We start from the raw sequence: 20644 nt of genomic DNA, 5'->3' as shown, positions 1-20644 counted from the left end.
CTCAGCCCCCGTTCGGCTCCGCCTTCACTCCCCTCGCGTACGCCGTCGACAGCTGGCGGAAGTAGCGTGAGTTCCAGGCGATCAACGTGACGATCAGGCCCAGCACGCCCGCCACGGTGAAGACCAGCGCCATGCCGCGCTCGGGCCCGCGCCCGTACCAGTCGCCGATCAGATCGGCCCCCCAGCCGTCCGTCATCAGCGGGATGAAGACGAACTGGGCCAGCGGCGCGATCAGGAAAGCGGTCAGGGGTGAGGCCGCCTGTTCCACCGACTGGGCAAAGCCGAACACCCGCCCCTGTCGCTCGAACGGCACCACCTTCTGCAGGGTCGTATGCTCGGCCGCCTCGGCATAGGGGCCCAGCAGCATCCACATGAAACAGCCGATCGCCAGCAGCACGATCGACGACTGGATGGTGAACAGCGCCGCCACCACCCAACAGATCACATTGACGATCATCAGCGTGCGCAGCGGATTCTTCCCCAGCCCGGTTCGGGAGATGATGATCCCGCTCAGGATGAAGGCGGTCGATACCCCGGCCCAGAAGAAGCCCCAGGCCTCGACCGGCATCAGCGACAGCCCATAGGCGTCCATCAGCGCCATGAAGACGCCCCCGAGGAAGTTGTTGAAGGTCGCGAACAGGATCAGGGCGAACAGGCCCGGTACCACCCCGATCACCTTGATTGTCCCGCGGATGTCCACCTTGGCGGGCCCGCTCTGCCCGGCCTCGGCCCGCAACACCGCGGGGTCCGGCTCATCCACCGGCACGAACCGCAGATGCAGGAACACCGGCACGATCAGTGCCAGGGCGAATACCAGCGCCCCCTCCATCCCGGCCCAGGCGACCAGCAGGCCACTGATCACCGAGGTCGTCAGAAAGCCGATCCCGGTCACCATCCCCACCAGTCCGTTCGCCCGGTCGCGCCGGTCCTCGGGGATCAGGGCCGTCACCAGCGTCGGCAGGGCGATGCTACGGATGTTGCCCGCGATCACGCCCAGCATCACCACCCCGATGAGGGCCCACAGCCAGCCGCTCGCCACATCCGCCAGCGCCCCCTCGGGTGCCAGCGCCAGCACCCCGAACGACACCGCATACAGCCCCAGCGACGCCAGACTGGACGCCAGCATCACCTTCTTCTTGCGATGGTGATCCACCAGACTGCCGAACCAGAAGGCCAGCCCCGCCGTCAGCACCAGATAAAGCCCCGCGATCATCCCGGTGGCGAACACCGAGCGCGTCTCCAGAAACACCCAGAAGGTCAGGGCGAACCACACCGTGAAGTTGACGATGTTGGCCACCAGATTGTTGACCAGCACATGGTGGAAGGCGCTCATGACCCGCTCGCTCGATCCGCCTCGGCCATAGTCAGGGCATTTCCGGGGCATAGCGGGACGCCCGAACCGTCCCCAGCACCTCGGTCTGGCTAACGTACAGGGCCCAGGCCTCACTCATCCGGGCGCACTCCCTGAAGCCCGACGACGGCAGCACCTGGCTCAGATGCTCTTCCAGCGCCTCGGCGGTATCCGAGGTCAACCAGTCCGGCATATCAGCCGCGTCGAGGCCTGCCACATAGGCGACAATCCGCAGGGCATGGTGCTGCTCAGGGCCCTCGACACAGTCCTGCATCAGGGCATGAAGCGGGGTTTCCCCTGCATCCGCCGGAAACATCAGCACGACCACCGGATAGATGGCCGGCCTCGGCTCAACGGGCGGTCCCGGGCGAATTCCATTGATGAAGCCGACGGTGGCATAGCCGTCCGGCAGGCCCGGTGCCGACACCTGCACGCGGGCGGTGTCCCGATACACCCCGCTGACCGGCAGCACCAGGCCCGTGCGCCGCTCGACGCGCCCGTCCAGACTGAACCGCCCGTCCGCCCCGGTCCGAACCGGCGATACCCCCTCAAGGACGACGTAGCGAACCTCCGCCCCCGCAAGCGGCCGACCGGTCGCCGTGTCGATCACAAGCCCTTGGGCATCCGGCGCCAGAATATACTGGCCCGTGGTCACGCACGACGCGAGGCACAGGCCCATCACGAGCGCCCCGGCCAACTTCACCCCCCGATGCGTCATGAACGCGCCCTCCAGCCGCTACAGATGGCAGGCTAGCGGCGCGGCAGACGTCTGCAAAGATGCGCACGAGCGGGGTGTCAGACGCGCTCGCCTCCCCGCTCCCGATGCGGGCAGCCCGGCCAGCAGCAGGGCCGGCGCTTGCCGGCCGCCAGATTTTCCAGCGCCTGGGTGACGTGTTTCGCCCGCGTCTCGTCCCGCTTGACCGAGATGGTCCAGCAGATCCATTCGTTGCGGGCCAGGGGGGTGATGTCTTCCCAGGTCTTCAGCGCCGCCGGGTCAGAGGCCAGGGCCGCGCCCAGATCATCCGGAAGGTCATGAACCACCCCGCCGCTGATCGAGCCGGCGCTCACGCCGCCACACCCAGGCGCATCGCCGCCTCCAGCGCGCCCAGCAGGGTCGCCGGCGTCACCGGTTTGGAGACGTGCTGGTCAGCACCGGCGTCTTTCGCCTGCTCCAGATGCCGGGGCATGGCATTGGCGCTCAGCATGATGATCGGCAGGCGACGCCCCGCATCTGTCGCGCGGATGGCGCGGGTGGCGGCCAGGCCGTCCATCACCGGCATCTGCATGTCCATCAGCACGACATCAAAGGCGCCTTCGGCCACGGCCTCGACCGCCAGGGCACCGTTCTCGACGATGGTCAGCTCATAGGGCTGCCCCGCCAGCATGGCCTCCACGACGCGCTGGTTGACCGGATGGTCCTCCGCCAGCAACACCCGCACGGGCGCGTCCGCCCGGGTGCGAAGCGGACGCAGCGGGATCATTTCGGCCCGCGCCTGATCGGCTACCTTGCCGGCGTCATAGGCCTCCAGCGACCGTGTGCGGCACAGCGGCAGGGTGACGGTAAAGGTACTGCCCTGACCGGGGACCGAGGTCGCCCGGATGTCGCCCCCCATCATCTCCGTCAGCGACCGGCAGATCGACAGGCCCAGGCCCGTCCCCCCGAACCGGCGGGTGATGGTGCTGTCCGCCTGGGTAAAGCGCTCGAACAGGCCCTGGCCGGCCGTCGCGTCAAAGCCGACACCCGTGTCCCTGACCGTCAGGGTTAGCTGGCTGACGTCAGGCTCCGGCGTGTCGTCCTCGATGTCCACGGACAGGGCAACCTCACCCGCCTCGGTGAACTTGACCGCATTGGACAGCAGATTGGTCAGCACCTGCCGGATCCGCCCGGCATCGGCCAGAAACCGGCCCCGCGCCCGCGGGCCGATGTCGACGACAAAGGCCACGTCCCGCGCCTCGGCCCTGGCCCGGGCCGTGGCGATGGCCGGCTCCAGCTCGTCCAGCAGATCCATGTCGACCGGCACGATCTCCAGCTGGCCGGCCTCGACCTTCGAGACGTCCAGAATGTCGGAGACCAGGCGCTCAAGGCTCTCGCCCGACCGGGCGATCAGATCGACCAGTTCTCGCTGGCGCGGGGTCAGATCGTCCGCCTGCAGGGCGCCGATCAGGCCGATGACCCCGTTCAGGGGCGTGCGGATCTCATGGCTCATATTGGCCAGAAAGTCGGACTTGGCCTGGCTGGCGGCCTCGGCGGCCAGCTTGGCGGCTTCCAGTTCCTTGCGCGCCGCCTCGCGTCCGGTCACGTCCCGCGCCACGGCGTAGATCTTGTCGCCATAGCGCCGGGCCTGCCATTCCAGCTGGCGATAGCTGCCGTTCTTGTGGCGATAGCGATTGATGAAGCCGCTGACGAAACCGCCGGCAGCCAGATCCTCGACCTGGTTCACCGTGACCCGGGTACAGGGCTCGTCATCCGGATGCAGCAGCTCCAGCAGATAGCGCCCTTCCAGCTCCTCGGGGCTCCAGCCCAGGGTGGTTTCCCACGAGCGGCTGACCTTGACGACCCGGCCCTGCAGGTCGCGGATGCACAGCATGTCCAGCGAGACGTCGAAAAAGGTGCTGGCATCGACCAGATCGTCGGGAACAGAGGAAAGCGCCGCCAGCGAAGACATGAACTGATCTCAACCCCCTGATTCTGGAGGAGGATGCCACTGCAAGGTTAAGGTTGCCCTGCGACCGTTGGGCCGAATTCGCGCTCGAAGCTGGTTTTCAGCGCCGCGTCGATCTCGTCCATGCTCGCCAGAACGCCCAGATCGTGCAGGCTGGTGACGCCGTGCTCCCGGATGCCACAGGGCACGATCCCTCCGAAATGGTCCAGGTCCGGCTCCACATTCAGGCTGATACCGTGAAAGCTGACCCATTTGCGTACCTTGACCCCGATGGCGGCGATCTTGTCCTCGCGCGACCATCCGGGACCCTTGCGGGTGACCCAGACGCCCACCCGGCCGTCCTTGACCTCGCCCTCGACGCCGAACTCGGCCAGCGCCCCGATGATCCAGCGCTCCAGCCCGCGAACAAGGCCCCGCACGTCGCGTCCCCGCTCCGCCAGGTCCAGCATCACATAGGCCACTCGCTGTCCCGGCCCGTGATAGGTGAACTGCCCGCCCCGCCCCGTTCGGTGGACCGGAAAGCGGGGGTCGATCAGGTCGTCATCCTTCGCCGAAACCCCGGCGGTATAGAGCGGCGGATGCTCCAGCAGCCAGATACGCTCGGCGGCCTCGCCCGCATGAATGGCCGCCACGCGGGCCTCCATCGCGGCCTCCGCCTCCCCGTAATCGGCATGTCCCGTCGACACCACCCATTCGACGGGACGGGAATCGGCGCGCAACAAGGGCGAATCGGCGGAGCTTAAGGCTTGGGAAAGCATGACCCCTCCAATGTGGCGCTCGGGGGTCCCCATGCAAGCTCCAACCCGAAGCCCATCCAGTAGCAGCCCATCCAGTAGCCCTGAGTCCGTCATGAGTCAGATCAACGCCGTCGATGTCGAGATTTCCGTCGTCCTCGGTCGCTCCGTCCTGCCCATGGCGCAACTGCTCAAGATGGGCCGGGGTGCCGTCATCCCGCTGAATGCCACCGAGTCGGACGAGGTCTGGATCCTGGCGAACAACCACCCGATCGCGCGCGGCGAGATTTCGATCAGCGACGACCGCATCGCCATCACCGTCACACGCCCTGCCGACGTCTACGACTATATGGCCGGCTCGGCCTGATTTCAGGCTGCGGCGTTACTCCGCCGCCTCGATCCTTACCAGGACCGCGTCAATTGGCTGGACCACGCCGTTGCGGGCCTGAACCTCGGTCCCGGCCAGACGCGCGGATGTGCCCTCCGAAGCGGAAACCACGATCGTCTCGCCCTCCCGGGTGAAGGTCAGCAGCCCATCGTCCATGGTCCGCATGCGGGCCTGACCATCTGGGGAGGCGTCGATCGCGGCATTGATGTCAGCCCGACCGACGACACCCGGGACGATGTGAGCGCGGACCAGCGCGGCCGCCTCGGCGGACCTGGCTTCGTCCTTGAGGCCGTCGGCATCCGCACCCATGGCCGGGTCCGTAGGCGCGAACACGGTATAGGGACCCACGCCCTCCAGGACATCGGCGAGACCCGCATTGTCCAGCACCTGCCGAAACTGGGCCACATCGGCCTGACTGCCCAGCGCTCCGGTCAGGGTCCGCTCCGACCCTGTCGACGCAACCTCAGCTCCCGTCCCGCCCTCGCGGGGTGCCGGATCACAGGCGGCCAGCGCAATGCCGAGCCCGCCCACAACGGCGACCGAGACCAACAGTCTGTGAGAATATATCCGCATCCTCAAACTCCTTTCGGCTTATGCCAGCAACTCGATTACGGCCTGCACCAGCCGGGTCGTCGGGTCGACCTGATAGACATAGCCGTCGCTGTACCGGTACCAGGACTGCGGACTGTCGACGTACTGGCCGCGATAGGCATAGGGCACATTATAGATGTCATAGCCTTGCGGCATGGCCTGTCCGACCGTCCATGGCTGGCCCGTCAACAGGGCCACCACCGACTGGATCGCCTGGGTCTGCGGGTCGACCCCGTACAGCACCCCATCGGCGTAGCGGTAACTGTAGCGGTCGTTCAGGCCATAGTATTGGCTGTAGTACTGCGGCGCCGGCTGATAGCTGTACTGGCTGGGCCAGACATTGCCCATGCCGAGTGCCCCGCCGAGGGCGGGCAGCCAACCGGTCAGCCCCCCGTTGCGGTCGTAGCGGTACAGGTAGCCGTCATCGTAACGATACCGATAGCGGTCATCCGCGCGCAGCCAGTAACCGTCGTAGCGGCCCCATGCCTCGCGCCGCATCTGGCGCTCCTGACCGGGCGGCAGACAGCCGTTGTTCTTCCGGGCCAATCCGGGGGGGCAGCCCCTGATCAGACCCGGGGAGGTCGCACGACCGTCGCGGAACAGGGTCATCACCGGCTCGGCGCGATCATCGCGCCGTCCCGGCACCGTCACCGGGCCGGGCATATCCGGCCGCCTTTCCGCCTTTCGGTCATCCCGGCTGGCGTCGCGAGCCGGTCCTCGCGCCGGGCCCTGCGGCGGCACGGGGGCGTTGCCGTTACCGCGCGCCGCCGGGGGACCACGGTCATCCTTGCGGGCGTTGTCATTGCCGCGCCCGGGATTGCTCCGGTTGCCATTGCCCGGGCCGCCCTGCCGCTCGGCCCGGGCGTCCTGTCCCCGGCCGTTGCCGTTTCCGCGATCCTGATCCGCCGCCATGGCGGGCAGGGCCAACGCCGCCGACAGCGCAAGGATGGACGCCAGGGTGATGTGGGATTTCATGATGCTCCGTCCTGTGAAAGACGCCCTTCTGTCGGATCAGGAAACGTGATCCGCCGGGGGACGTTCCGCTGAGGGCAGCGTTTGGGCTGGCGTGCGGATGCCGGGCGATCCCCCCTTCCCTTTCCCCGCGACCTGCGCTATCGCCCCCGCTCCGATGCGAGCGGTCGTGGCGGAATTGGTAGACGCGCAGCGTTGAGGTCGCTGTGGGGCAACCCGTGGAAGTTCGAGTCTTCTCGACCGCACCATCCTGCTTCGCCCCGCTGGGGCTTCGCAGGACAAGTCTGTCGGAATGAGGTGAAGCAGGATGCCCTGCGAAGCCTCGGCGTAGCAGGGCCGTCGGACGCGAGGGCGATATGTACTATGTGTACCTGCTCGAAAGCCTGTCGATACCTCCTCATCGCTATGTGGGGGTGACCGAGGACCTCAAGGCGCGGCTGGCCGTGCACAATGCGGGAGGCTCGCCCCACACGGCCGCGAACCGACCGTGGCGGGTCGTGACCTATCTTGCCTTCTCGGACAAGGCCCGGGCCCTCGCATTCGAGCGCTACCTGAAGTCTGGTTCGGGTCATGCCTTTGCCCGCAAACGCCTCTGGCCATCTTGACCCACCCCACCGCATGGCCGACAGACACCCTCAAGGGTTTCGGCGGGCCAGCTCCGACCGCAACCGCAATCTGACGAGCCAGGATCAGGGGAGGACGACGCGTGATCACCACCGCAGACGCCCCCCTGTCGTCCCTCCCCCAGGATGAGATCGAGCATGTCGCCCTCGACGAGGATTATGTGCTGACGGCCGCCTTCGTCGAAAAGGTGGTCGATGCGGCCGATGACGGCGCCGGCCTGCGTCTGCGGGGGTTGCTGGAAGATCTGCACCCCGCCGACGTCGCCGACCTGATGGGCTTTCTGACGGCCGAGCACCGCGCCGTGGTGACGCTCTGGCTGCCGCCCGAACTCCTGGCCGAGACCCTGCCCGAGCTGGACGACGGCATCCGCGAGGAGGTGCTGGAGCGTGTCCCGCACCTCATCCTCGCCGAGGCGCTGCAGGAACTGGACTCCGACGACGCCGCCGCCGTCGTCGAGGATCTCGGGGACGACCGCCGCGAGCGCGTTCTGGCCGCCATGCCCGAGATGGACCGGGCGGCGATCGAGAGCAGCCTGGGCTATGCCGAGGACTCGGCCGGTCGCCTCATGCAGCGCGAGGTGATGGCCGCCCCCCAGTTCTGGAGCGTCGGCGACACCATCGACCACGTCCGCGCCCAGGGCGAGGAGCTGCCCGAGCTGTTCTTCGACATCTATGTCGTCGACCCGCTGAACCGGCCCATCGGCGGTGTGGCGGTCAGCCAGCTGCTGCGCGCGCCCCGCAGCGCCGCCCTCACCGACCTGATGGAGCCGATCAACGAGATCGCCGTCGACCAGGACCAGGAAGAGGTCGCCTATGTCTTCGAGAAATATCACCTGATCTCGGCGCCGGTGATCGACTCGGCGGGGCGGCTGGTCGGCCAGATCACCGTCGACGACATCGTCAACATCATCCAGGAAGAGAACCGCGAGGACATCCTGCGCCTCGCCGGTGTGTCAGACGAGGACCGCGGCTCCTCCATCCCCGAGATCGTACGGGGTCGTGTGCCCTGGCTTGCCATCAATCTCGGCACGGCCGTTCTGGGCGCCAGTGTCATCTCCTGGTTCGGGGCCACGCTGGAGCAGATCATCGCCCTGGCGGTGCTGATGCCGATCGTCTCGGCCATCGGCGGCAATGCCGGGACCCAGGCCCTGACCGTGACGGTGCGCGCCCTGGCGACGCGCGAGCTGAACAGTTCCAATGCGGTCCGGACCTTCTGGAGAGAGATGGCCGTCGGCCTGGCCAACGGCCTGATCCTGTCGCCCCTGATCGGGATTGCCGCAGCCCTGTGGTCGGGTGACTGGCGGATCGGCGGAGTCATCTCGGCGGCCATGATCCTCAACCTGATCGTGGCGGCCACCGTCGGGGTCCTGACGCCCCTGACGCTGTCACGCCTGAAGTTCGACCCGGCGGTCTCCTCGGCGGTGTTCGTCACGGCCACCACCGATTTCTTTGGGTTCCTGATCTTCCTCGGCCTCGCCACCCTCGTCCTCCTGTAGACAGGGCCGGTGGCGCGGGCCTTGCTGAACGTAGGGCACGGCGACGGTCGCCGTCTCGAATTGGGTCAATTGCGGTGTCTGAAGCGATCCGGCACAGGATGAAGGTCTCCCGCGAGGGGGTGGTGCTCATCAAGAGCTTCGAGGGCTTTCGCGCCACGGCCACCCGCGACGCCGACGGACACTGGGTGATCGGCTATGGCCACCGGCTGACCGCGCGCGAGGGTCTGACCGTCGGCGAGGCCGATGCCGAGTTGCTGCTCCAGTACGACCTGCTGCCAGTCGTCAGGGCGCTGAACGCGGCCATGGACGAGGGCCGCATCCCCTCGCTCAACGCCCACCAGTTCGACGCCCTGGCCAGTTTCGCCCTGTCGGTCGGCATCGACACCTTCCTGGCATCCGACGTTCTGGAAACCTTGGGACGCGGCGCGACAGGCGAGGCCGCCGATGCCCTGGTCCACTGGCCGCAGCCGACCTCGCCCCAGGACGGCCTGCGCCGCCGCGCTGCCGAGCGCGCCCTGTTCATGGCTGATCCGGGACAACCCGTCGCCCTGGCGGCCCTGTTGTCCGCCCCCCTGCCGCCGCCGATCCCCCAGCCGGAACCAGAGCCGGAACCTGCGCCCCAACCCGACCCGGCATCGATGCCGGACGCCCGGGCTGAAGCCGTCGCGGTCCTGCTCGGAGAGGCGGAGGACGACAGCGCCGGGACCGAGGTCGCCCCCCTCAACATCCCCAATTTCGGCCCGGTCGCCCTGGACTCCGATGCGCCCGCCGAGCCCATGGTGGGCACGCCCGGCGAGACGGATCGCGACAATGACCCGGATCCCTCCGACGCGCCGCTCAGCCTGTCGCTGTCGGGCCCGTCGCAGTCCCGTCAGATGGACCCCGCTGTCCAGCGCTATTCACCCTATGCGGTTCAGGTGGTGGGACCTCTGCCGGTTCTGGCACGCGCGGCCCACACTGCGGCCTCCATTGCGGCCCCCGCCGAGGCCCCCATCGAGGCCCACCTGGTGGCCCCCGAGATCACACCCGAGCCTGCGCCCCAGCCCGAACCCGCTCCGCAACCGGAGCCGGTGCCCGAGGTCCAGCCCGCGCCCGCCCTCGAACTGACGCCCCCCGGCGAGGCTGACGAGCCCCAGCCGCTCCGCCCCCTGTGGACCGACGCCGACCGCAATCCCGACTTCCAGCTCGACCAGTCGCCCCTTTTCATCGATGACGGCACCCAGACCGGTGTCCTGGTCCATGAGACGCCCGACGAACCCGCACGCCGCTTTGACTGGCGCGAGACCGGGGCCTTTCTGATCATGGGGGGCGTGGGCCTCGCCGCCTGCACGGCCTCGGCCGCGGCCTTCCGCCTGTCGGTCGATCAGCCCTCGCCGATGGGCGAGACCACTCTGATCGCCGGTGTGCTGGCCGTCATCGGTGCGTCGTGCGTCGGCGTCTCGGCCTGGAACCTCTATGCCCGCTTCGGGCCCGGGCGCGGGGCGACTCCTGCCGAGCCGACCGAAGACGAAGCGGCCTGACGTCGCACGGACCGGAGGGTCTTCGCGGACTGCGGGATCGGTGCTAACCCGCTCGGCATGAGCATTCCCAACGCCCCCCAATCCATGGAATTCGGCCTCGGCGAGACCGCCGACGCCATCCGCGACACCACCGCCCGCTGGGCCGCCGACCGGCTGGCCCCCCGCGCCGCCGGGATCGACGAGAAGAACGAGTTCGCCCGCGACCTCTGGCCCGAGATGGGCGAGCTGGGCCTGCACGGCATCACCGTCGAAGAAGACTGGGGCGGCCTCGGCCTCGGCTATCTGGAACACGTCGTGGCCATGGAAGAGGTCTCGCGCGCCTCGGCCTCGATCGGCCTCAGCTACGGCGCCCACTCCAACCTCTGCGTCAACCAGATCCGTCGCTGGGGCACCCCGGAACAGAAGGCCAAATACCTGCCGAAACTGATCTCGGGCGAACACGTCGGCTCGCTCGCCATGTCCGAGGCCGGCTCCGGCTCCGACGTCATGTCGATGAAGACCCGCGCCGAGAAGAAGGGCGACCGCTACATCCTGAACGGCACCAAATTCTGGATCACCAACGCCCCGCACGCCGAGACCCTGGTCGTCTATGCCCGCACGGGCGAGGGCAACGGCGGCGTCACCGCCTTCCTGATCGAGAAGGGCATGAAGGGGTTCAGCGTCTCGAAAAAGCTGGACAAGATGGGTATGCGCGGCTCCGACACCGCCGAACTGGTGTTCGAGGACTGCGAGGTCCCGGCCGAGAACATCATGGGCGGCGAGGGCCGTGGCGCAGCCGTTCTGATGAGTGGCCTCGACTATGAGCGCGCCGTGCTGGCCGCAGGACCTCTGGGCATCATGCAGGCCGCCCTCGACGTCGTCCTGCCCTACGTCCGCGAACGCAAGCAGTTCGGCAAGCCGATCGGCAGCTTCCAGCTGATGCAGGCCAAGGTCGCCGACATGTACGTCGCCCTGAACAGCGCCCGCGCCTATGTCTATGCCGTCGCCCGCGCCTGCGATCAGGGTCTGACCACCCGCTACGACGCCGCCGGCGCCATCCTGTTGGCCAGCGAAAACGCCGTGAAGGTCAGCCTCGAGGCCGTCCAGGCTCTCGGCGGCGCCGGCTACACCAAGGAATGGCCCGTCGAACGCCTCGTCCGCGACGCCAAACTCTACGACATCGGCGCCGGAACGAACGAAATCCGCCGCTTCCTGATCGGGCGGGAGCTGCTGGGGGGATGACGCCTCCTTGGCCCCTTTTTCTTTTGGTCGCGATCGGTCAGGGCCTCGCAATGATCGCAGCTATGCAGGCCTGGCCGCTCCTTCGGCGGATGGAGCGAGACGGCCTCCTGAAAAAGCCGGTCCCGGATCTGTTTCAGGGCAATACGAATACATGGCGGACCGGGGCACTCTTGTGGGCCACGCCGATCCCCTCGGACCGCAGACGGCTGAGGCGCTGGCTCCTCATCCATCGCATCGCCCAGATCTCGTCATTCGGCCTGATTTTGACGACAATCGTCGCATTCTCGAACGGGTCGCCAAACGCCACGCCCGCCGACCCCGGCGCGGCGCCTGCGGTTCGCCTCGACGTACACGGGCCCTCGAAATGATCCCACGCGCCCTCCTCGCCGACCTGCAAGCGCGTCACGCCGAGCCGCAGCGCCACTATCACACCTGGGCGCACATCGAGGCCCTGTTGGGCTGGTTCGGCCAGCGCCGGGAGCATCTGCACGATCCGGCTGCTGTCGAGCTGGCCATTCTGTTCCACGATGCCGTCTATGATCCCACCCGTTCCGACAATGAGGCCGAGAGCGCCCGGTTGCTGATGGACGCAGACCTGCCGGACCTCGACCACGCTGTCCGCGCACGGGCCGTACGGATGATCGAGGGCACGGCCCGTCACGAAATCCCGGACGGCCTCAAGCCCGACGACCAGAGCGACATGGCCGAGTTCCTCGACATGGACCTCTCCATCCTCGGCGCCCGGCCGGACGTGTTCGACGCCTATGAACAGGCCATCCGCCGCGAATATGCCTTCGTGCCGGAAGCTCTCTATCGCGAGGCGCGGCGCGGGATTTTACAACGGTTTGTCGAGCGCCCGTGGCTCTATTTCAGCGACTGGGGCCGCGAGCGGTTCGAGGCAGCCGCCCGCACCAATCTGGCCGCTTCTATTGCCGCCCTCGGCTGAACGGCCCACGGAACCAGCCGCGGCCTGACCTCTTTTCCTTGAGGAAGGAAAGGAGCCCCCATGCCCGCCAAATCCAAGGCCCAGCAGAAAGCCGCCGGTGCCGCCCTTTCGGCCAGGCGCGGCGACACCCCCAAATCCGAGCTCAAGGGCGCGTCGAAATCCATGGTCGAATCCATGACCGAAAAGGAACTGGAAGACATGGCCAGCACCTCTCGCAAGGGTAAGCCCGAACACGCGGGCGACTGAGGTCGCGCTCGTCTCCTCCCCATCGTGATGGGGAGGGGGACCCTGCGTAGCCTTGGCGAAGCAGGGTGGAGGGGCTCTTGGCCGCGCTCCGACCTCCAGAACCCCTCCGTCACGGCGCTGACGCGCCGCGCCACCTCCCCATCTGCGATAGGGAGGAGACAGTTGATAGGATAGCCGCCCCGCAATTCCCCAGTCCTTTCAACGCCCCTTCCGTGTCTCGCACCGTTCTTCCCGACCAGGTCGCGAGCTGTGCAATCCTCAGAGCGTCCCGTCGCGCGGAGGGCTCGTAAGGCCTGCGACCTTGCGGCGGCGGGAGCGGATGGAGCGGGGTTGGCGGCGGAGCTGTCCGGCTTCCAGGTCTCAGGGAGGCTTCGGCAGCCGGGCGCAAGGCCCGCCGTCAACACTGGGTCGAGGGGGATACTCGATCGTCCGGGACTGAACGCAGGTTCAGCCCGCCCGCCGGGGGCGCTGCGGTAAGGCGATAACACCGCCACCCGACGCAAGCTTCCGGAAAACCACCCGCGCGGAGCGTCAGCCTTCGTCGAAACGGTAAACTCTATTCACTCCGGGCGAAGGCCCGGCGCTCCGCCTGCCCTCCAACCCGCCGCGCCAACGGACGGGGGCGTTCGCGTGGCCCTACCCCCTGGGCCGCTTCCACGGCGGCAGCTCACCGCTGGCCTTCCTCGTGATTTCCTTGAGCTTGCGGCCCTGCAGGGTCGACAGGGCCTTGCCCGGGGCGCCCTTTTCCGGGTCGGCGAAGGCGCGGCCGTGTTCGGTGATCCGTTCGGACAGGGAGTCGAGGAATTCGCTCTCCCACTCCGACAGGTCGACGCCCTCGGCCTCGGCGGTGCGGCGGGCCTTTTTCAGCGCGCGGAGGGCGGCGCGTTGCGCGGCCTTTCGTTCGGCCGTGCGCAGCTGCTCCAGCGTCGGCCGTTCCGGGCGGTCAGGCTTTGACCGCCGGATCAGGGTCAGATCTCGCCGAGGGCGGACAGATAGAGGTCGAGGATGGCCTCTTCCTCCTGGCGCTTGGCCTTGTCCTGCTTGCGGATGCGCAGCACCTTGCGCAGCACCTTGACGTCATAGCCCTCGCCCTTGGCTTCGGCGAAGACCTCCTTCATGTCGCCCATGACGGCCTGCTTGTCCTCTTCCAGCCGCTCCAGCCGCTCGATCAGGGTGCGCAGCCGCCCTTGGGCGGTCGAGGTCAGCACATCGGGGCTGGATTCAAAGGCGGCGTCGTCGGCCATGGGGGTCTCCGCGGGCGGCAAGGAACAGGGGAACAGGCTTAACGTCCGGGCGGTCACCGCTCAACGTCAGGCACGAAAAAGGCCGCGGACATCGCCCGCGACCTGTGGATGGATCAACCGGCCACAGAGGTGGCCGGCCAAACCGCCGTGCTCAGCCCTGCTTGGCCTTGAAGCGCGGATCGGTCTTGTTGATCACATAGACCACGCCCTTGCGGCGCACGATCTTGCAGTCGCGGTGGCGACCCTTGAGCGACTTGAGAGAGCTGCGGACCTTCATGGTCTTTTGTCCTGCGGGCTGGTCAGAATAGAAAAAGCCACAAGGCGGACTTGCGGCGGAGCGGTGCGTATAGAGAGGGGCGGCACGGACGTCAACGCCCCTGTGGGGTCAATCCGCCGGGCGCGGCCGGGGGGCCTCACGCCTCTGTGTTCCGGATGCCGCACCGGTCGCCCGGAATCCGCCATCATGGCAACGCTTTGTTGGGGCGGCGCGCTTACACTCCAACTCCCTGAAGACCCTTCGCGACAGGACCCGAAACCTCGTGATCATGCGTATCTCTACCCGTCTCATCCTGATCGCTACCGTCGCGGCCTGCGCCCCCATGCTGCCCGAATCGCCCTTGCCGCAGCTGCCGCAGCCCGAGACCTCGCAGCCTGCCGCGCCCGCGACGCCGCCGCCGGCCACGCCCGCACCGACGACGGCCGCACCGGCCCCGGACCAGGCCGGCTTCGACGGCTGGAAGCAGGGCTTCCTCGACCGTCACGGCGGCGCCCGCCGCGCCGCCTATGAGCGCGAACTGGCCGGCCTGTCGCCCGACCCCACCGTCATCCGGCTGGACGGCAACCAGCCGGAATTCTCGCGTCCCGCCGGCGCCTATGTCCAGAATGCCGTGACTCCCGCCCGAATCGCCCAGGCGAAGCAGCGGGCCGACCGGGTGCCCTGGGCCGTCGTCCAACGCTTTGGCGTCCCGACCGAGATCCTGCTGGCCATCTGGGCTCAGGAAAGCGCCTTTGGTCAGGTCCAGGGCGATTTTGACGTGATCCGCTCGCTGGCCACCCTCGCCTATGACGGTCGCCGGCGCGACTGGGCCGAGGGCCAGCTCAAGCATGCGCTCGACATCGTCATCGACGGGCGTCGCGCCCGCTCGGGTCTGAAGGGCAGTTGGGCCGGGGCCATGGGCCAGACCCAGTTCATGCCCGACAACTATCTGCGGCTCGGCATCGATCAGGACGGCGACGGCCGGGTCGACATCTGGGGCTCGGATGCCGACGCCCTCGCCTCAGCCGCCAATCTGCTGGCCCAGGCCGGCTGGAAGCGCGGCCAGGCCTGGGGCTATGAGGTGATCCTGCCCGCCAATTTCGACTATGGGCTGGCCGAAGGGGCGCGCCACGACTGGGCCTTCTGGAGCGCGCGCGGCGTGCGTCTGGCCCACGGCGGCGAGCCCAGCGCGGCCGAGCGGGCCGAGGGTGCCACCATCCTGCTGCCCCAGGGCGCGCGGGGGCCGGCCTTCCTCGCCCTGCCCAACCACTATGTGATCCGCCGCTACAACAATTCGGTCTCCTATGCCTTGGCCATCGGCCTGACCGCCGACGGAATCCAGGGCAGGCCGGGCCTGACCCGCGCATGGCCGGATGACGCCCCCCTGTCCCGGGAGCAGCGAACCGGGACCCAGCGCGCCCTGACCAGCCTGGGCTATGACACCCAGGGCATCGACGGGGTGATCGGCGCCAATACCCGCGCCGCCCTTCGCCAGTGGCAGATCGACAACGGGCGGCTGGCCGATGGCTATCTGACCGCCGAACTGGCCGACGAACTGATCCGCATGGCCCGCTGACGGTTTTCGCTTCGCCTGATGCCGCCTTCCTGCTAACCGCCTGCGATCATGAGCATCCCGCGCATCTCCTGGGCCGCCTACGGCTTTGCCCTGACGATCATCATCGTCGACCAGTTGACCAAGGCCTGGGTCCTGGCCCGGCTGGGAACGACCGACCTGTCGCTCATTCCCAATGGCTTTCGTCTGCTGGATATCTGGCCGCCCTATCTGCGGTTCACCTATCTGCTGAATGACGGCGTCAGTTTCGGGCTGTTCGGCGGCGGCGCCGGCCGCTGGATCCTGTCGACCTTCTCGGTTGTCGTGGCCGCGGCGCTCGCCTGGTGGGCCACCCGCGCCGACCGCCGCCTGCTGATCACCGCCATCGGCCTGGTGATGGGCGGCGCGCTGGGCAATGTCATCGACCGGATCCGTTTCGGCGGCGTGGTCGACTTCATCGACTTCTCGGGGACGGGCCTGTTCCCGTGGGTCTTCAACATCGCCGACAGCGCCATCACGATTGGCGTGATCCTGCTGATCGTGGACGCCTTCCTCTCGGAGCGTGACGCCCGCGAGGTTGGCGTCGCCAACGAAAAGTCGTAATCACAGGGTCTTCACTAAGATCCCAGGTGCCCGTCGCGCCACAGGAGCCGAGCCTATCCATGCGTAGCCGTAAAGTTCTCGCCCTCGCCGTTGTCGCCGTCGCCGGTCTCAGCCTTCAGGCCTGCACGGGCTTCCGCCAGAGCGTCGGCCTGACCAAGGTCACCCCGGATGAGTTCCTGACGGTGTCGCGCGCGCCCCTGTCGGTCCCGCCGGAATATGGCCTGCGCCCCCCCGTCCCGGGCCAGCCGCGGCCGCAGGACGTCACGCCCGAACTGGTCGCCCGCCAGATTCTGGCCTCAGAGCGCCAGTCCGTCACCCGTTCCGCCGGTGAACAGGCGCTGGCTGGCCGCGTCGGAGCCGGGACCGGCCAGATCGACGGCACCATTCGCTATGTCATCGATGACCAGTTCGGCGATATCGCCCACAAGGAAGAAAACTGGGCCAACCGCGTGATGTTCTGGCGTCGCGAGGACCCGGCGACCCAGACCGAAACCCGCATGCTGACCGCCGACGGCGTTGTGCCGATCGATGCCGCTTCGGAATATGAGCGTCTCCAGGCGCTGACCGGCGGCCAGAACGCAATCGTCATCCGACCGCGTCGTTCGCCGGGTTTCAAGCTTCCGGGCCTGTAAGTCTCGCTGCCTGCAAGCCGGTCAGTCCACGAGGGCTCTCGGCAACTTGAAGGTGACGCTTTCGCGCACCCCGTCATCCTCGACGACGGTCGTGTCGAAGCGCGTTCCGATGGCGTCCACCAGATCGGTGATCAGCTTCTCCGGTGCCGAGGCCCCGGCGGTGACACCCACCGTCTGCACCGCATCGAACCACTCCCACTGGATGGCCGTGGCGTCATCGACCAGCCGCGCGTCACCGGCGCCCGCTCTCAGGGCCACCTCGACCAAGCGGGCCGAGTTGGAAGAGTTGGCGGACCCGACGACCAGCACCAGGTCACTACCCTCGCCCAGCCGCTTGACGGCCTCCTGACGATTGGTCGTGGCGTAGCAGATGTCCTCCTTGTGCGGATCCGGCAGTTCGGGAAAGCGCGCCTTGAGCACCGACAGGATTTCGGCCGTGTCGTCGACCGACAGTGTCGTCTGGGTCGCATAAGCCAGGGGCTGGTTACCGGGGCGCTCAAAGGTCCTGGCATCCTCGACCGTTTCGACCAGCGAGATGGCTCCGGGCGGTAACTGTCCCATGGTCCCGACCACCTCCGGATGTCCGGCATGACCGATCAGGATGATGTGCCGACCCTCCTCGTAACGCCGCTCACACTCCACATGCACCTTCGACACCAGGGGGCAGGTGGCATCCAGAAAGAACATGTCGCGGGAACGGGCCGCCTCGGGCACGGCCTTGGGCACACCATGGGCCGAGAACACCACCGGCCGATCGTCCGGACACTCGTCCAATTCCTTGACGAATACCGCGCCCAAGGCCTTCAACCGCTCGACGACATGCCGGTTGTGGACGATCTCATGGCGTACGAAGACGGGCGCGCCATACTTCTCGAGGGCGCGCTCGACGATCTGGATCGCCCGGTCGACCCCCGCGCAAAATCCGCGTGGCGTCGCCAGACGCACGACCAGCGGCCGACGGCCAGAGGGAGCAGAAGCAGACATATCCATGCCCCCAAACTAGGCATCTTGGGGCGTCCGCGCCACCAGCCGTTTGCGGTGCCTCGCTTTAGCCGTTATCAGCGGGATGTTGTTGCCTTCGGATGCCGGGCAAATGGCCCAACCAGACCCGGGAATAGTTGAGACACAGATGCGTCGCGTTCTTGCCCTTGCCTTCGTCGCCGCCATTTCGCTGGCCGTACTTCCCGACACTGCCCAGGCCCAGAGCCGACCGCAGGGAGGGGGCCAGAACGCCGACGGCTCTCAGGCGCAACCTCGTGAGCGGGCCCGCATCCTGCCACTGGGACGCCAGGCCAATGCCGGTCCCTGTCCGATCGTGCGGGTGCTGTACGACGCCGCCCGCTATGTAGAACTGGCCGACAACCGGGCCCTGGCCGCCAATGTCGGCTACACGGGCGAGATCGAGGGCGTGACGTCGGACTGCCGCTATCGCAACGACGACCCCATCGTGGTTGACACCAATATGCTGTTCTCGCTCGGCAAGGGACCCAACGCAGAGGGCGACGGCCGTACCTATCGCTACTGGGTGGCGGTCACCAGCCGGGATACGGCCGTGCTCGCCAAACAATATTTCGATCTGCCGGTTCAGTTCGGCGGCCAGGATCGCACCCGCGTCAGCGAATCCCAGACCATTGTCATCCCGCGGGCCAATGCCCAGACTTCGGGGGCGAATTTCGAGATCCTGATCGGGTTTGACGTGACGCCGGAAATGGCCGCGTTCAATCGCGTCGGCAGCCGCTTCTGCGTCGATGCCACGGCCACCAGCCCCGGGACCTGCATCAACCGATGACCGATCTGAAATCGCGCCTCGGCGAAGCGGTCGCGGCCGCCTTCGCCGCCGAAGGCGTGGCCTCGGACAAGGTTCGGGTCACCGCTTCGGATCGTCCCGACCTCGCGGACTTTCAGTCCAACGCCGCCATGGCGGTGGCGAAGGCACATGGCACCAATCCCCGCGACCTGGCCGGGCGGGTCGTCGCGCGCCTCAAGGGCCATGAGGACCTGACTTCGGTTGAGGTGGCCGGTCCGGGCTTCATCAATCTGGTAGTCTCTCCCGCCGCCCTGACCTCACGCGCCGCCGAGGTGATGGCCGACGACACCCGCCGGGGTGCCGAGCCGGTCGACCGCGCCCGCCGGGTGATCATCGATTATGCAGGGCCGAATGTGGCCAAGCCGATGCACGTCGGCCATCTGCGTTCGTCCATCATCGGCGAGAGCCTGAAGCGCCTGTTCCGCTTTCGCGGTGACAAGGTGTGGGGCGATGCCCACTTCGGCGACTGGGGCTTCCAGATGGGCCTGCTGATCGTCGCCTGCGCGGACGAAGGGCTCGGCACGCCCTTCATGGCCACCGACGGCCCCTTTCCGGCCGACAGTCCGGTGACGCTCGAGGACCTGGAGCGCCTTTATCCCGCCGCCGCCGCCCGGGCCAAGGCCGAGCCGGAGTTCCGCGACCGCGCCCGCAAGGCGACCGCTGAGTTGCAGGGCGGTCATGCCGGCTATCGCGCGCTGTGGGCCCATTTCGTCGCGGTCAGCCGCTCCGCGCTGGAGCGCGAGTTCGGCGCCCTGGGGGTGACCTTTGACCTGTGGAACGGGGAATCCGACGCCGATCCGCTGATGGCGGGCATGATTCTGGATCTGGAGAAAAAGGGCCTGCTGGTTGAGGATGCGGGCGCCCGCGTCGTGCACGTGGCCGGCCCGGGCGAGACCCGCAAGAAGAAGCTGGACGACGGCTCGGTCATCGAGGTGCCCAGCCCGCCGCCCCTGCTGGTCGTCTCGTCGGAGGGCTCGGCCATGTACGGCACCACCGATCTGGCCACCATTCTCGATCGCCGCAACCGGATCGACCCGGAGCTGGTGCTGTACGTCGTCGACGAACGTCAGGCCGAGCATTTCGAGCAGGTGTTCCGGGCCGCCCGGCTGGCCGGCTACGCCTCTGAGGGCGAGCTGGAACACCTGGGCTTCGGCACCATGAACGGCCCGGACGGCAAGCCCTTCAAGACCCGCGCGGGCGGCGTGCTGAAGCTGCACGACCTGATCACCATGGCGACCGACAAGGCGCGCGAGCGGCTGAAGGAAGCCCGTCTGGGCGACGACCTTTCGCCCGAGGCGTTCGAGGACACCGCGCACAAGGTGGCCGTCGCCGCCCTCAAGTTCGCCGATCTGTCGAACGCCCGGACCACCAGCTACATCTTCGACCTTGATCGCTTCACCAGCTTCGAGGGCAAGACCGGCCCCTATCTGCTGTACCAGTCGGTGCGCATCAAATCCCTGCTGCGCAAGGCCGGGGACGGCGTGCCCGCAGACGCGGCGATCCGCGTGGATGACCCGGCCGAGCGCGATCTGGTGCTGACGCTGGACGCCTTCTCGGGTGCCGTGGCCGACGCCTATGACAAGCGCATGCCGCATCTGGTGGCCGAGCATGCGTATCGACTGGCCCAGTCGTTCTCGAAGTTCTACGCGGCCTGTCCGATCCTGGGCGCGGATGATGCCACGGTGCGAGCCTCGCGTCTGGCCCTGGCGCGGACGACTCTGGCCCAGCTGGAACTGGCGCTGGACCTGCTGGGCATAGCGACACCTGAGCGGATGTAGCCTAGTCTACCCGGGCCGCAC

The 20644-nt window shown here is 67.6% G+C and carries 22 protein-coding genes and 1 tRNA gene; 13 read left to right on the top strand and 10 right to left on the bottom strand.

What is annotated here, in order from left to right:
* Position 1: 1 nt before the first annotated feature.
* The 5 genes from IBJ06_RS13100 to lipB form a co-directional block, all read right to left on the bottom strand.
* Positions 2–1333, bottom strand: a complete 1332-nt coding sequence (locus IBJ06_RS13100; protein WP_292161117.1) for an MFS transporter — start codon at positions 1331–1333, stop codon at positions 2–4.
* A gap of 31 nt (positions 1334–1364) precedes the next feature.
* Complete coding sequence (locus IBJ06_RS13095; protein ID WP_292161116.1) at positions 1365–2069, bottom strand: carboxypeptidase-like regulatory domain-containing protein; 705 nt, start codon at positions 2067–2069, stop codon at positions 1365–1367.
* Between the two features lie 77 nt (positions 2070–2146).
* Positions 2147–2419 carry a YdeI/OmpD-associated family protein gene (locus IBJ06_RS13090; protein WP_292161115.1) on the bottom strand — a complete coding sequence of 91 codons (273 nt, stop codon included), beginning with the start codon at positions 2417–2419 and terminating at the stop codon, positions 2147–2149.
* Positions 2416–4017 (bottom strand): ATP-binding protein, encoded by a 1602-nt coding sequence (locus tag IBJ06_RS13085; protein ID WP_292161114.1) that lies wholly within the window; start codon positions 4015–4017, stop codon positions 2416–2418. The genes IBJ06_RS13090 and IBJ06_RS13085 overlap by 4 nt, the downstream gene beginning before the upstream one ends.
* 47 nt (positions 4018–4064) lie before the next feature.
* Positions 4065–4772, bottom strand: a complete 708-nt coding sequence (lipB, locus tag IBJ06_RS13080) for a lipoyl(octanoyl) transferase LipB (protein WP_292161113.1) — start codon at positions 4770–4772, stop codon at positions 4065–4067.
* A gap of 91 nt (positions 4773–4863) precedes the next feature.
* Here lipB and IBJ06_RS13075 point away from each other — a divergent pair, with 91 nt between their 5' ends.
* Positions 4864–5115: a FliM/FliN family flagellar motor switch protein gene (locus IBJ06_RS13075; RefSeq protein WP_292161112.1), complete on the top strand. Its 252-nt coding sequence runs from the start codon at positions 4864–4866 to the stop codon at positions 5113–5115.
* A gap of 15 nt (positions 5116–5130) precedes the next feature.
* Here IBJ06_RS13075 and IBJ06_RS13070 read toward each other — a convergent pair whose 3' ends face one another.
* Together IBJ06_RS13070 and IBJ06_RS13065 are read right to left on the bottom strand one after the other, a co-directional pair.
* Positions 5131–5709 (bottom strand): fasciclin domain-containing protein, encoded by a 579-nt coding sequence (locus IBJ06_RS13070; protein ID WP_292161110.1) that lies wholly within the window; start codon positions 5707–5709, stop codon positions 5131–5133.
* A gap of 18 nt (positions 5710–5727) precedes the next feature.
* On the bottom strand, positions 5728–6702 hold the full coding sequence (locus IBJ06_RS13065) for a hypothetical protein (protein WP_292161108.1): 975 nt from the start codon (positions 6700–6702) through the stop codon (positions 5728–5730).
* Positions 6703–6862: 160 nt separating this feature from the next.
* Between IBJ06_RS13065 and IBJ06_RS13060 the strand changes: the two genes are divergently transcribed.
* The 7 genes from IBJ06_RS13060 (at position 6863) to IBJ06_RS13030 (ending at position 12751) form a co-directional block, all read left to right on the top strand.
* Positions 6863–6947 (top strand) — tRNA-Leu (locus IBJ06_RS13060).
* A 108-nt stretch (positions 6948–7055) separates the two neighbouring features.
* Positions 7056–7304, top strand: a complete 249-nt coding sequence (locus tag IBJ06_RS13055) for a GIY-YIG nuclease family protein (RefSeq protein ID WP_292161106.1) — start codon at positions 7056–7058, stop codon at positions 7302–7304.
* A gap of 101 nt (positions 7305–7405) precedes the next feature.
* Positions 7406–8818 (top strand): magnesium transporter, encoded by a 1413-nt coding sequence (gene mgtE / locus IBJ06_RS13050; protein WP_365812763.1) that lies wholly within the window; start codon positions 7406–7408, stop codon positions 8816–8818.
* Between the two features lie 98 nt (positions 8819–8916).
* A complete protein-coding gene (locus IBJ06_RS13045) occupies positions 8917–10338 on the top strand; it encodes a lysozyme (RefSeq protein WP_292161105.1) in 1422 nt (473 codons plus the stop codon).
* Positions 10339–10395: 57 nt separating this feature from the next.
* On the top strand, positions 10396–11559 hold the full coding sequence (locus IBJ06_RS13040) for an isovaleryl-CoA dehydrogenase (RefSeq protein ID WP_292161102.1): 1164 nt from the start codon (positions 10396–10398) through the stop codon (positions 11557–11559).
* 364 nt (positions 11560–11923) lie between these two features.
* The gene (locus IBJ06_RS13035) at positions 11924–12505 is read left to right on the top strand and encodes a phosphohydrolase (protein ID WP_292161100.1); all 582 of its coding nucleotides are present in this window, start codon (positions 11924–11926) and stop codon (positions 12503–12505) included.
* A gap of 60 nt (positions 12506–12565) precedes the next feature.
* Positions 12566–12751 carry a DUF3008 family protein gene (locus IBJ06_RS13030; RefSeq protein WP_292161098.1) on the top strand — a complete coding sequence of 62 codons (186 nt, stop codon included), beginning with the start codon at positions 12566–12568 and terminating at the stop codon, positions 12749–12751.
* Positions 12752–13719: 968 nt separating this feature from the next.
* On the opposite strand, the gene IBJ06_RS13020 is transcribed toward IBJ06_RS13030, so the two are convergent.
* Complete coding sequence (locus tag IBJ06_RS13020) at positions 13720–13995, bottom strand: DUF2312 domain-containing protein (protein WP_123287087.1); 276 nt, start codon at positions 13993–13995, stop codon at positions 13720–13722.
* Positions 13996–14146: 151 nt separating this feature from the next.
* A complete protein-coding gene (gene ykgO / locus IBJ06_RS13015; RefSeq protein ID WP_006274063.1) occupies positions 14147–14272 on the bottom strand; it encodes a type B 50S ribosomal protein L36 in 126 nt (41 codons plus the stop codon).
* A gap of 268 nt (positions 14273–14540) precedes the next feature.
* Between ykgO and IBJ06_RS13010 the strand changes: the two genes are divergently transcribed.
* Genes IBJ06_RS13010 through IBJ06_RS13000 form a run of 3 tightly spaced genes read left to right on the top strand, consistent with a single transcriptional unit; the run spans position 14541 to position 17038 of the window.
* Positions 14541–15827 carry a lytic murein transglycosylase gene (locus IBJ06_RS13010; protein WP_292161097.1) on the top strand — a complete coding sequence of 429 codons (1287 nt, stop codon included), beginning with the start codon at positions 14541–14543 and terminating at the stop codon, positions 15825–15827.
* Positions 15828–15875: 48 nt separating this feature from the next.
* A complete protein-coding gene (lspA, locus tag IBJ06_RS13005) occupies positions 15876–16406 on the top strand; it encodes a signal peptidase II (protein WP_292161096.1) in 531 nt (176 codons plus the stop codon).
* A gap of 59 nt (positions 16407–16465) precedes the next feature.
* Entirely contained in the window at positions 16466–17038 is a 573-nt protein-coding gene (locus IBJ06_RS13000; RefSeq protein ID WP_292161095.1) for a DUF3035 domain-containing protein, read from the top strand.
* A 21-nt stretch (positions 17039–17059) separates the two neighbouring features.
* Here the strand turns inward: IBJ06_RS13000 and ispH are convergent, their stop codons facing one another.
* Complete coding sequence (gene ispH, locus IBJ06_RS12995; RefSeq protein WP_292161094.1) at positions 17060–18022, bottom strand: 4-hydroxy-3-methylbut-2-enyl diphosphate reductase; 963 nt, start codon at positions 18020–18022, stop codon at positions 17060–17062.
* Between the two features lie 145 nt (positions 18023–18167).
* Between ispH and IBJ06_RS12990 the strand changes: the two genes are divergently transcribed.
* Complete coding sequence (locus tag IBJ06_RS12990; protein ID WP_292161091.1) at positions 18168–18827, top strand: Tat pathway signal sequence domain protein; 660 nt, start codon at positions 18168–18170, stop codon at positions 18825–18827.
* Positions 18824–20623: an arginine--tRNA ligase gene (gene argS / locus IBJ06_RS12985; RefSeq protein ID WP_292161089.1), complete on the top strand. Its 1800-nt coding sequence runs from the start codon at positions 18824–18826 to the stop codon at positions 20621–20623. Before IBJ06_RS12990 ends, argS begins: the two co-directional genes overlap by 4 nt.
* Positions 20624–20644: the final 21 nt, after the last annotated feature.

This window comes from Brevundimonas sp. (genome assembly GCF_016742135.1).
Classification (GTDB): Bacteria; Pseudomonadota; Alphaproteobacteria; order Caulobacterales; family Caulobacteraceae; genus Brevundimonas.
This window is presented reverse-complemented; position numbering and strand designations above follow the sequence as displayed.